Source organism: Leptodesmis sp. (assembly GCF_052746595.1).
In genome coordinates this window covers 1-10,749 of the sequence record NZ_JBRAGO010000131.1, presented here as the reverse complement: position 1 = coordinate 10,749, position 10,749 = coordinate 1, and the positions used below count along the sequence as shown (strand labels likewise).

At 48.4% G+C, this 10,749-nt stretch carries 12 protein-coding genes; 4 read left to right on the top strand and 8 right to left on the bottom strand.

All coding sequences use genetic code 11. The features are described 5' to 3' along the window. Nucleotides 1-83: 83 nt before the first annotated feature. Complete coding sequence (locus ACUVQO_RS20795) at nucleotides 84-359, bottom strand: c-type heme family protein (protein WP_445927740.1); 276 nt, start codon at nucleotides 357-359, stop codon at nucleotides 84-86. After that, on the bottom strand, nucleotides 350-862 hold the full coding sequence (locus tag ACUVQO_RS20790) for a c-type heme family protein (RefSeq protein ID WP_445927739.1): 513 nt from the start codon (nucleotides 860-862) through the stop codon (nucleotides 350-352). Before ACUVQO_RS20790 ends, ACUVQO_RS20795 begins: the two co-directional genes overlap by 10 nt. 183 nt (nucleotides 863-1,045) lie before the next feature. On the opposite strand from ACUVQO_RS20790, the gene ACUVQO_RS20785 reads away from it, so the two are divergent. Both ACUVQO_RS20785 and ACUVQO_RS20780 read left to right on the top strand, forming a co-directional pair. After that, nucleotides 1,046-1,255, top strand: a complete 210-nt coding sequence (locus ACUVQO_RS20785) for a hypothetical protein (protein ID WP_445927738.1) — start codon at nucleotides 1,046-1,048, stop codon at nucleotides 1,253-1,255. A 163-nt stretch (nucleotides 1,256-1,418) separates the two neighbouring features. Next, nucleotides 1,419-1,676: a hypothetical protein gene (locus ACUVQO_RS20780; protein WP_445927737.1), complete on the top strand. Its 258-nt coding sequence runs from the start codon at nucleotides 1,419-1,421 to the stop codon at nucleotides 1,674-1,676. 109 nt (nucleotides 1,677-1,785) lie between these two features. Here ACUVQO_RS20780 and ACUVQO_RS20775 read toward each other — a convergent pair whose 3' ends face one another. Together ACUVQO_RS20775 and ACUVQO_RS20770 are read right to left on the bottom strand one after the other, a co-directional pair. Then, entirely contained in the window at nucleotides 1,786-2,322 is a 537-nt protein-coding gene (locus tag ACUVQO_RS20775) for a hypothetical protein (RefSeq protein ID WP_445927736.1), read from the bottom strand. A 265-nt stretch (nucleotides 2,323-2,587) separates the two neighbouring features. Further along, nucleotides 2,588-3,253, bottom strand: coding sequence for a class I SAM-dependent methyltransferase (locus ACUVQO_RS20770; RefSeq protein ID WP_445927735.1), 666 nt, complete (start codon nucleotides 3,251-3,253; stop codon nucleotides 2,588-2,590). Nucleotides 3,254-3,433: 180 nt separating this feature from the next. Here ACUVQO_RS20770 and ACUVQO_RS20765 point away from each other — a divergent pair, with 180 nt between their 5' ends. Next, complete coding sequence (locus ACUVQO_RS20765; RefSeq protein WP_445927734.1) at nucleotides 3,434-3,736, top strand: hypothetical protein; 303 nt, start codon at nucleotides 3,434-3,436, stop codon at nucleotides 3,734-3,736. Between the two features lie 187 nt (nucleotides 3,737-3,923). Here the strand turns inward: ACUVQO_RS20765 and ACUVQO_RS20760 are convergent, their stop codons facing one another. Next, complete coding sequence (locus ACUVQO_RS20760) at nucleotides 3,924-5,450, bottom strand: hydroxysqualene dehydroxylase (RefSeq protein WP_445927733.1); 1,527 nt, start codon at nucleotides 5,448-5,450, stop codon at nucleotides 3,924-3,926. A gap of 664 nt (nucleotides 5,451-6,114) precedes the next feature. On the opposite strand from ACUVQO_RS20760, the gene ACUVQO_RS20755 reads away from it, so the two are divergent. Further along, on the top strand, nucleotides 6,115-6,903 hold the full coding sequence (locus tag ACUVQO_RS20755; protein WP_445927732.1) for an SDR family NAD(P)-dependent oxidoreductase: 789 nt from the start codon (nucleotides 6,115-6,117) through the stop codon (nucleotides 6,901-6,903). A 16-nt stretch (nucleotides 6,904-6,919) separates the two neighbouring features. Here the strand turns inward: ACUVQO_RS20755 and ACUVQO_RS20750 are convergent, their stop codons facing one another. From ACUVQO_RS20750 to ACUVQO_RS20740, 3 genes are all read right to left on the bottom strand, one after another. Continuing rightward, nucleotides 6,920-7,381 (bottom strand): META domain-containing protein, encoded by a 462-nt coding sequence (locus ACUVQO_RS20750; RefSeq protein ID WP_445927731.1) that lies wholly within the window; start codon nucleotides 7,379-7,381, stop codon nucleotides 6,920-6,922. 185 nt (nucleotides 7,382-7,566) lie between these two features. Beyond that, nucleotides 7,567-9,402, bottom strand: coding sequence for a biosynthetic-type acetolactate synthase large subunit (gene ilvB, locus ACUVQO_RS20745; RefSeq protein ID WP_445927730.1), 1,836 nt, complete (start codon nucleotides 9,400-9,402; stop codon nucleotides 7,567-7,569). A 237-nt stretch (nucleotides 9,403-9,639) separates the two neighbouring features. Continuing rightward, nucleotides 9,640-10,593 (bottom strand): NAD(P)-dependent alcohol dehydrogenase, encoded by a 954-nt coding sequence (locus ACUVQO_RS20740; protein ID WP_445927729.1) that lies wholly within the window; start codon nucleotides 10,591-10,593, stop codon nucleotides 9,640-9,642. Nucleotides 10,594-10,749 lie beyond the last annotated feature (156 nt).

The window sequence follows — 10,749 nt, the reverse complement described above, 5'->3', positions numbered from 1 at the left end:
TCCCGACGCTCACCCGAAGCGGGTAGAGCGCGGGGCTGCTGCTGTTAAAGCTCAATAACTCTCAATTCCAATTCTTTGGAGGTTTACCGTAACCGACTAATGACCAGACCCACGCCGACTAAGGCCAACAAGGAGAGTGTGGCCAGAGCCGCAAAAATGCCACCCAGGCCAGTATTGGTTTTCGCCATAAAACTATCCAGGGGGCGAGTGATTTCCAGGACACCCCGTACATCTCCCACTTTCCAATCTTGTTTCGGGCTATCGGGGTGGGCATTGTGACAACTGACGCAACTGGGCTTCATGATATCCGCCTGGGCAAACCGTAGAGCTAACCGCCCCTGATAAGGTTCTACCCGCACGTACATCTGTTTAGGATTTTGTCCAGAAAGCGTAATGCCTCCCGTTCAAATTCATCTCTGGGGCCGCCCTGCTGCTTGCGTTTGGCAAAAGGATAGTTGCTGTAAAGCCGTACAGACATCCCAGGGTTTTGCTGGCTGAGGGTTTCGCCCAATTCGATTAAGTAGGTGGCAGGTATCGGAATCGCATGAGCTTGCTGAGTATAGTTATCGGTAATCGTGACTCCGGCAACTGTTTTCACGCGATCCACGGCTTTAGAACTATAGAGAGTTCGGGCCTCGTTGATGGCCTGGGCGTATAACTCAGCGTTTTGCAGCGCTTGAGATTGAATCAGACTAGACGATAACTGAAACGTACTCCACAATGTCCCGGCAATCCCGGTGAGCAGCAGAATAGACAACAGCAAGATGGTTCGTCGGTTAATCAATCTGAACAGGCTGACTCGCACACGGGCGATCGTCCACTGAATAGAATCTCTGGGAAAGGAATGGCGGTTTACCTGCATCTATATTCTGTCCATATAACTGATCAGCCTGGAACTTTTTCTATTTCAAGCCTTCATCGGTTTGCAGTCAAAATCCGCAACTCAGGCTAAGGGATTCTTGTATTAAGGCCTGCAACGTTTATAAACTTTAACTTTTCTAATAGAAAAATTGTCCTTATACTAAACCAGTACGGAACAGGGTGAATGGCCAGACAAATGGGGCGGCAATGTCTGGTAGAATTTGGCAGTCTGCAAGGCTCTAATTATGGTGATCAGGGCGATCGCATTGCCAGCAACATTCAAGAACTGAGAGATAGTGCCCCCATCAAACCCGAAAGTATCTGGCGGTTAAAACCGCGACTACACTCACCAAGTCTACCGATGCAGACTCAATCTAATCAAGGTTTTCAGTAACCTGCGTCGGCATAGTTTCTTGGCATAGCCGCGACATCAGTCGCCAGGGTGACTTAGACAAGGTTTAATTTAATTTAATCTTCTTCGTAATCTATGCGTCTTTCTCGCCCTTGCTTCTCTTCTATAATCATCCCTGTTATCTGTATATCAGTAAGCAGAAATCATGCATGTTGAATGGATAGACGCGAAAGAGCCGACTATAGAGGAGGTTTACCAACTTGAAATGCTAAAGAACGTCATCAAACGCGCCACAGCGGACGGCATTCTGACACAAGACGAAATTACTACAATTAGAGCGCAAATCTGGCAACGAAAAGGTGATACCGCGGAGCAACTCTACCGCCGCATGGAGTTGTATCGCATCCTGGTGACTGAGAAAGTGAACCAAGGAAAACTCGCTGCCGAAGTACTTGGCAATTAATGTAGTAGTTGTCTGCAATTGGAGATAGGCGGTGGGGGATAGGAGCGATCAGTAACTGACTCACCCATGTTACCAACGCTCCAATTAGAAACGCATCCGTTAGCAACAACTACTCTGCGGCGGTTGATTTGCGTCGTCTACTAGTCGATTTAGCTCCTGTTTTTGCCGTTGAAGTTGCGCGACGAGTAGTTTTTGCACCTGTTGATTTTGTTGATGTTGATCTGGAGCTAGCAGTTCTACCTCCTCCTCGACGGGATCTGGGAGTAGGAGCCCCGGCCTCATCCGAAGAGTCTGATTGGTCAGACACAGACTCAATCGAGGCGACTGAATTGGATTGAACTTTTTTAGCTCTCCGGGGTTTAGCTTTAGCTTTAGAACTTTGCTTTCTGCCAGAGGGGGCGTAGTTTTTCAGCGTCAGAGCACTGATCTTAATTCCTTTTTCTGACAACATTTTTGCCAGATCGGGATAGCTGTAGCCTTTTGCCAGTGCTTCTTGAATCGGTTCGCGTAACTTGTTAACAGCTTCTTTGAGGGATAGATCCTCTTTTTGCTTTTCCGGTAAGTCTTGCAGGAAGGAATTAGCTTCTTCAACCATTTCCTTCTTGACTAACGTTGCCTTTGAACGTTTTCCAGGGGTGGCTGCCATATTGATTGTCCACAAATAGAGTGCATTGATTTTATTCTATTTCCTCATTCCCAAAATGGATACAACTTTGAGTAGCGATCGCGATGTTTTTTTAATTTCATCCACCTTGGCCATGATTTGACGAAACCAATACTGGGTAGAAACTGGCAATGAGGATTCAGTGATCTACAAGTTTAGGCTGGTCTAACAGAAGACAGAATATAAAAACCAGCAGGCAATGCTGTAATCTTTTCCCGTTGTCCTTTACTACTCTCTTTCCGCTTTGTCAGATGCGTTTGAGTGCCAGAGTTAACCCATCTGCAATTGGAATCAGGCTTAATGCGACTCGTTTATCCTGATGCAATTTCTGGTTGAGAGCGCGAATGGCATTTGTCCGAGTATCTTGTATTTCAGGATCAGCAACGGCTCCTGACCAAAGAACATTATCAATGGCAATTAGGCCTCCTGGTCGAACCAGTTGCAAGGCCCGTTCATAGTAGTTGTCGTAATTACTTTTGTCCGCGTCGATAAAGGCAAAATCGAAGGTGTTGGCCTGACCACTTGCCAGAAGCTGATCCAATGTTTCAAGGGCAGGTGCCAGATGCAAGTCAATTTTATTGCTTACTCCTGCTTTTTCCCAGTAGCGGCGGGCGATCGCTGTAAATTCCTGATTCACATCACAGGCCACTACCTTACCATCGGGAGGCAGGGTCAGAGCGACCACCAGTGCACTGTAACCCGTAAAAACACCGATCTCTAGCGTCTTTCTCGCACCCATCAACTGCACCAGCAAGGCCATCAACTGCCCCTGTTCAGGAGCAATCTGCATAGTGCTCATTGGGTGGTGGGAGGTTTCCTGCCGCAGTTCGGTCAGCACTTCCGGTTCCCGCAACGAAACTGATTTCAGATACTCGGCGAGGCGATCGCTCAATCCCAGAATTTGATTAGACATTTACAGGTCACTTAGGAATATAGGGTTCTAACATGATCATCTTAGAATGCATTCAGCTTAATGGAGGAAAAGGTTCCGCCTGAAAACCGAGAACTCTATCCGAGAATTTATGGAATTCTTGGCGTATGGGGTCAATTCATCATGTTTGCAATCAGGGAACTGAGTCACCATGAACGATGCTTGTACAGAAAAACAAACCTATGTCGAGACCTCTCTAAACCGCTAGGAGTCTATTTACGAGAGGCCAATTTACTTACCGATGATCAGATTCGGGTGGCTCTTTGGGATCAGCAGGCGATGGGAATGCTGTTTGGTGACGTTCTTGTGGCTAGAGGATGGGTAGATGAGGCAACAATCGAGTACTACTTGCATCAGCAACATAGCGTTCGTTTAGATGCCTTTCTCAAGGACTCTTGCCCAGGAAATGTGCTGAACACTCAACAATTCTTGGCGATTCATTGGAGCGATCGCGTCTCTGCATAAACCTTGTCCAAGTCTAGAACCGGAGTTTTTCCGATCGGAACACAACCATTCTCTAGCTGGACTTAGTTTAACTATGATAAATCTTTCCACTGAACCAACTGAAAATCGCCAACCAGTGGTAGAAGGTAGGAAGGTTTCACCTTCCTACCTTCCTACGTAAAAATCTGAAGTCATCAAATCTAAAATCTTAAGGTAGCCAGATGTTGGGGAGAAAATTGCCCAGCCAGTCACGGGCAGCCTGATTCAACCTACGGGCCAGTTGAATGTGAGGTTCATCGGGTTCTATGGGAATGATTGAGGCTGGAGTTCCCTTGCCGAACTGTTGAATAACTCGGTTGCCAGCCTCTAATCCGGTTACATAAGCTTTCTCCTGAGACCAGGAACCATGACGGTTGATAATCCAGTCTCCACTCATGAACACATTCTGAATGGGAGTGGTTCCCGGTAGCATCATATGGTAACTTCCAGGCGAAAAGTGGGTTACAGCCCTGGGCAATCGTACCACACTGCGATCGATCACCTGAGCGGCACCAAATCCGGGAACGCAAGTAGTCAAGTCGCGATGCACCTTAGCGATGAGTTGCTCATCTGGCATCGGTAATAGTTGATTGGCATGGTAGAAATCGGCCTCAATTACGCTGCCCGGTTCATCGCGCCATTCGTCGTGTAGTGTATTGAGATCGAAAAAAGTCCATCCTGTTGTAGCGTCGAATCCAAAGCAGGCATTAGAGGGTAAAGGGACAGTGACTTTACGGTCGAACCATAGCCGAGTCGCCAGAACATCGATCGCTCCCAAATTCATCAAATTACAAAACTCCGGGAACTGACGTAAGCTAGCACTGGTATTGACAATTTTCTGCATCCCAGTCACGCCCACTGCAAAGATAACCGCATCGGCAGCAAAAGATTCCTCACCACAAACCACTTTGCTGACTTTGGGTTTAGTTCCCAATGCGTCCGGTTCGACAACCAGATCAGTGACGCGCTGATTGGTGAGTACTCGTCCACCAACTTGCTGAATGCGATCGATCCAAGGACGAAAAATTTGTTCCCCAACGGTGCCTCGACACCAGACAACATCAAAGTTGGGTTGGTGCGCCAGGATAAAATAATAGAGCATTCCCAGAGCGGCAGCAGCGGAACATTGTTCTCCGGGAGCAAACAGACCTACCAACAGCATGGGTTCAAAGGCATCTTTATACAGACGGGCTGAAACACCAAATTGTTTGAACAATTCTCGCGCTGTGACCGGATCGTAGCGTCGCCATGCATCATCTGAATTGTCAAAATCAATCATGGCATAGAGCAGTGGCAGGGCAGACAGACGATCGCTCAGGGGCAGTCGCCTAAATCGGGGATATAAAAAAGTTCCCAGGGGAGTGGGTAAAAAGGGTTCCCGTTGAAAGATGGGGGACTCTACTTCCAGACCAGCAGGAGAATACTGGGACGATCGTGTCCAATCGGTAAAAGGTTTTAAGCCCAATTCCGCAATCAGTGCAAAGATGTTGCGGTAAGGATACCAGAATCCATGAATACCTGCTTCAATCGAGCGTCCCTGAGCCGTCTTCCAACCAGCTACTAATCCCCCAGGATATGGCCCCGCTTCCAACAGCGTCACCTCATATCCCTGTTGTGCTAAATGATAAGTGGCTCCTAATCCAGCCCATCCAGCACCAACGATAACCACCTTGGCAGGTGTTAATTCTTGAGGCATACGAAACCCTGATTCATTGAGAACAACAATATGAGAACAACAATAAATGTAATTCGCGTTTGCCCTGAGGCAACTGAAGACATCTGAGTTGGTTTGGTTTTACGGCCATTGGCACCATATCCAGTTTGATCCAGAAAACAGCTTAGTTGTAAAGATATTCAGACCAAACTGTGAGAAGTCACAACTATCAAGATCAATGAACCATGACCAATGACATTTCTAACCTATTTGCCTTCTGCTTGCTAGCAGAAATCCTGCCTGACCCTGAGTCTCTTTGTCGCCCTAGCGACTGACGTCGCGGCTATCCGGAGAAAACCTACCGATGCAGGTTGAGTCTGCATCGGTAGACCTGGTGAGTGTAGTCGCGGGTTTAACCGTCGGATACTTTTCAGACACCCTCTGATAATACAGAGACATAGAACAAAGGACAAATGCTGATTGACTGACAAAAGTTCTGAAAGGCTCATGTCTCTGTTGTCAACCCGCCCTAACCTAAAATAAAATTTTGGGCTAACAGCGCAAGTCCATTCAAATGGACTGAAACTCTTATCCAGTCATCTTTAGATGACTTTAGCTATGAGCCAGGAAATTGATTTCCTGGTGATGCAGCGGATGTTCAGAAGATTTGTCTGTTAACCAAGAATAAACGACCATCTAAAATCTCATGTCAGTATTTGCAGGACTTGAATCAATTAATGGGCTGATTGTTGGGGGAAATCGTGGTATTGGGTTGGGATTTGTTCAGCGTTTATTGCAGCCTGATTTCACTGATCAGTTTCAGGTTTCGGTTGTTCACCTTTATGTCACCTATCGAACTGATGTATCGCCAGAACTGGCGGCGATCGCATCCGTCTATCCCGATCGTCTGACCTTAATTCAAATGGATATTACGGATGAAGCGCAAATTGCTGAAGGAATGGTCCAGATTCAAAGGCAGGTGAGCCAACTCCATTTCGTGCTGTATTGCGTTGGGTTTCTACATGAGAATGGCATTCAACCGGAAAAGAGTTTGCAGCAGATTCAGGCTGAGCACTTAATTCGTTATTTTCAAATCAATAGTATTGGTGCGGTATTACTGGCCAAACAGGTGTTGCCCCTGATCAAGCATGACAATCGCAGTGTATTTGCCAGCATTTCCGCGAAGGTTGGCAGTATTGGTGATAATCAATTAGGCGGCTGGTATGGATATCGAGCCTCGAAAGCAGCTTTGAATATGTTGATGCGAACAACGGCGATCGAGTATAGCCGTAAGAGTCCAAAAACGGTGGTGGTGATGCTCCATCCCGGTACAACGGATACAGAATTATCCAGGCCGTTTCAGCGGAATGTGCCGCCTGAGAAATTATTTTCAGTGGAAAAGACAGTTGCTCAACTGCTGAATGTGATTGCAAGGTTGCAACCGACGGATAGCGGCCAGTTTTTCTCCTGGGACGGCAGCCGCTTACCCTGGTAGTTCAGAGTTCAGAAAGTTACCAATGAATAATAAAAGATGAGGGTTCTGGAGGGGGTTCGGCAACAAACCGCAGAACTCCTGTTTCTTCAGTCGTTTTGTAGGTGATTTGTAGTCCCTGCTGATCGATCGTGTAGTTTTGTGCACCTTGCAAGGCTTTCAAATAGCAAGACTCCAGTTCCATAATCAGTTTTGGGCAAGCCATGCGAGTAAAGGCAAAAGTTCCTCCCACGGCCAATTGCGTTCCAGTAGTTTGATAGCTCGTGATGTATCGGTTGCAACCTCCGGAGCCAGATAAGCGCTCCCCAGAAAATTCCACCGTTACTGGAGTAGCGCCTGAAGAAACGGGGGGTAAGGGACGTTCTCCTGATGGAGATGAAGGTTCCCCCATATCGACCAACCGCCAACGGCCTTCCAAAGTTGGGGAAGCAAGATTCTGAGTAGGTTGGGATTCGGCGATCGCGAGCAGAGCTATGAGCATCCCACTGATCCCGATCGTCGCAGCCGATATCTAGGCTCTACTGGAATTCAACGATAGATGCTGATTATTCATTTTATTAACCTACGCTAGACAGCCTTTAAATCCTAGCGCAGGGAAAGACCTATCATCGCAGAAGCCGGGTTTCTCGGAAAAATCCGGCTTCTCAAGGTATCCCAGGTTGCTGTTTACAGTTTGGTGCCGCACTCTGGGCAGAAGCGGTTGGTGGAAATATTCTTCGCACCGCAGCTACTGCAATAAATCAGTTCAGCTACCTTTTCTAACCGTTTGTGTTCTGGGAGACCGACCATTTGTGAGTTGTTCTTACCAGAGGGCACCATTGGATAGCAGTTTTCATCGCGCTTGACGTGAGCGTCCAGCACTACCGGGCCATCGTGAGCTAGCATTTCCGCGATCGCGTCTTTCAACTCGTCACGGGAACGCACCACGATTCCCTTCAGCCCATACGCCTCACAGAGCTTCACAAAGTCAGGCATACTGGGAGCCATGTTAGAAGCCGAATAGCGTTCTCCATAAAACGCTTCCTGCCACTGGCGTACCATCCCCTGCCAGCCATTGTTGATAATCACGACTTTGACCTTGATGCTGTAGTGAGCCAGCGTACCCAACTCCTGAAGGTTCATCTGGAAGCTGGCATCCCCGCTGATACAAATCACGTCCTCATCTGGAAGAGCTACCTTGGCCCCCATGGCAGCAGGCATCCCATAACCCATTGTTCCCAGTCCGGCACTGGAGATCCAGCGGCGGGGACCATTTTTGAGGAACTGGGCTGCCCACATCTGATGTTGTCCCACATCGGTGGTGTAGATTGCATGGGGAGCCTGGTTGCCGACTTCTACAATTACTTCTTGGGGAGACAGGCTATCGGCATAGTGAGGCACGACCAGCGGATAATCTTCCCGCCAGCGATCGATACGATTCAACCAAGCTCGATTACGCTCACTATCTGGCACATTACCATCTTCCTGACTGCGCCGCAATAGATCTGTTAATACATTGCGCACATCCCCAACGATCGGTACATCGGGAGCACGATTCTTGCCAACTTCGGCAGGATCGATGTCAATGTGAATCACCTTGGCGTGGGGCGCAAATTCGTTCAGCTTGCCTGTCACGCGATCGTCGAACCGGGCACCTACCGCAATCAGCAGGTCACATTCCATGACCGCAAAGTTCGCATAGGCAGTGCCGTGCATTCCCAGCATTCCGACTGACAGAGGATGATGCTCGTCGAAGGCACCAATCCCCATCAGAGTAGTGGCTACAGGCAAATTGAACAATTCCGCTAGTTGTTTAACTTCTGCATGGGCACTGGCCGCGATCGCTCCGCCACCTACATAGAGCAGCGGTTGCTTCGCCTGCCGGATCAGTTTCAGGGCATGGGCAATCTGGTTAGGATGGCCTTTGAGAGTTGGCCGATATCCTGGCAACTTCACAGATCCAGGCTCTACAGGCACATAGTCAAACTCTTCTGCACCCACGTCTTTGGGAATGTCTACTAGTACTGGTCCAGGCCGTCCAGTACTGGCGATGTAAAAGGCTTCGGCGATCGTCCGGGCCATATCTTTGGGATCACGTACGACATAGGAATGTTTGACGATTGGTAACGTGATTCCGTAAATATCAGTTTCCTGGAAGGCATCACTGCCGATCGCGTGACGAGGAACCTGTCCGGTAATGATCACCATGGGAATTGAGTCCATGTGCGCGGTAGCAATTCCCGTCACCAGGTTAGTAGCTCCTGGCCCAGAGGTTCCAAAGCAGACTCCCACTTTTCCTGTAGCTCTGGCATACCCATCTGCGGCGTGAGCTGCTCCCTGCTCATGCCGCACCAGAATATGTTGCAGTTCTCCCCTTGCTTCAAAGCGGTAAAGTTCGTCATAAATGGGCAGAATTGCTCCGCCAGGGTAGCCAAAGATATGTTTGACACCATGACGTTTCAAACTATCTATCAGTGCATAAGCACCGGTTGCCCGTTGAACAGCCACATGTTGGAGTTGCACAGAACAGTCCCTCATCACTTGACATTAAATTTTGTATCGAATGTTGCATTAGAGCTTGAAGTCAAGTCTAGAGCGGATCTTGATCCCTGTCGAGGGGATTTTAAATAGACGGGCAAGCTCTATCCTGCTTAGCCTTCAGCCGACTGGGTTAGATGGCTGTTGCACTCCTATGAGCAGATGTTGACATTCGACACATTTCGCGACAAAAGACCATTGTAACTATCCATTCACCATTCACTATTCAACATCCACTATAATTACAATCTTGCCGATCGCGTGTCCCTCTTCACTATAGGTATGGGCAGCGGCCAGTTCAGAGAGGGGATAGGTACGATCAATAACGGCGCGAATTTTGCCTTCCTCGATTTGTTCGGCCAGGAAAGCCAGGTCATCGTGGTTGGATTTCATTAGAATCACCTGATACTTCTGTCCTGGCAACAAATACGTCAGGAAACTTTGCAAAAAATCGGTTGGGAAGGGTTGAGTGGTGATATATATGCCCTTGGGTTGTAGTACCTTTTTGCAATCCAGGAAGGAACGGTTGCCGACCACATCAAAAATAATGTCGTACTTTACGGTGTCCTGGGTAAAGTCTTGCTGGGTATAGTCAATCACGCGATCGGCCCCCAAGCTTGCTACCAAATCCAAATTAGCGCGGCTGCACACGCCGGTCACTTCCCCCGCACCCAGAACTTTAGCCAGTTGCACGGCAAAGGTGCCCACGCCCCCAGATGCGCCATTAATCAGCACCTTATGTCCAACTTCTAGCTTGCCTGCATCTCGGAGCGCTTGCAGAGCTGTGAGGCCAGCCAGAGGAACAGCAGCAGCCTGCGCATGCGTCATGTTCGCTGGTTTGGGGGCAGCTACTTTTTCTGAAACGGCAGCATATTCGGCATAAGCTCCCCCGACCAACTGATCTAGTCGGGCATAGATCAAATCACCGGGTTGAAAGCGAGTGACGAGATCACCGACCTGCACCACTTCCCCCGACACATCAAATCCCAGAATTATGGGAAAAGAACGGCCCGTCAAAAACTGCAACATACCGCGACGGATCTTCCAGTCGATCGGATTCACACTGCTGGTGTGTACCTTAACCAGCATTTGATGCGGTTTGATCGAGGGGCGATTGACATCCACATACCTCAATACACTGGGAGGCCCATACTGATTAATGACAGCAGCTTTCATGAAAGTCCTCACGCTCAGTTGCCCATCTCAATTCAACAGTTAGTCCATCACTTAACAGTCAATCCTAAGAAAGTTTAAAGACTGTGCAGGCACCCTGTAGAGTGCGATCGCTCCTGCCATTGGAATGACTCCTGTGGATGTTTATACTCTAGATCT

What these genes read in the sequence shown, in the direction of transcription:
- ACUVQO_RS20790 (WP_445927739.1), bottom strand. Translation starts at nt 862, where the DNA reads ATGCAGGTAAACCGCCATTCCTTTCCCAGAGATTCTATTCAGTGGACG.
- ACUVQO_RS20785 (WP_445927738.1), top strand. Translation starts at nt 1,046, where the DNA reads ATGGCCAGACAAATGGGGCGGCAATGTCTGGTAGAATTTGGCAGTCTG.
- ACUVQO_RS20780 (WP_445927737.1), top strand. Translation starts at nt 1,419, where the DNA reads ATGCATGTTGAATGGATAGACGCGAAAGAGCCGACTATAGAGGAGGTT.
- ACUVQO_RS20775 (WP_445927736.1), bottom strand. Translation starts at nt 2,322, where the DNA reads ATGGCAGCCACCCCTGGAAAACGTTCAAAGGCAACGTTAGTCAAGAAG.
- ACUVQO_RS20770 (WP_445927735.1), bottom strand. Translation starts at nt 3,253, where the DNA reads ATGTCTAATCAAATTCTGGGATTGAGCGATCGCCTCGCCGAGTATCTG.
- ACUVQO_RS20760 (WP_445927733.1), bottom strand. Translation starts at nt 5,450, where the DNA reads ATGCCTCAAGAATTAACACCTGCCAAGGTGGTTATCGTTGGTGCTGGA.
- ACUVQO_RS20755 (WP_445927732.1), top strand. Translation starts at nt 6,115, where the DNA reads ATGTCAGTATTTGCAGGACTTGAATCAATTAATGGGCTGATTGTTGGG.
- ACUVQO_RS20750 (WP_445927731.1), bottom strand. Translation starts at nt 7,381, where the DNA reads ATGCTCATAGCTCTGCTCGCGATCGCCGAATCCCAACCTACTCAGAAT.
- ACUVQO_RS20740 (WP_445927729.1), bottom strand. Translation starts at nt 10,593, where the DNA reads ATGAAAGCTGCTGTCATTAATCAGTATGGGCCTCCCAGTGTATTGAGG.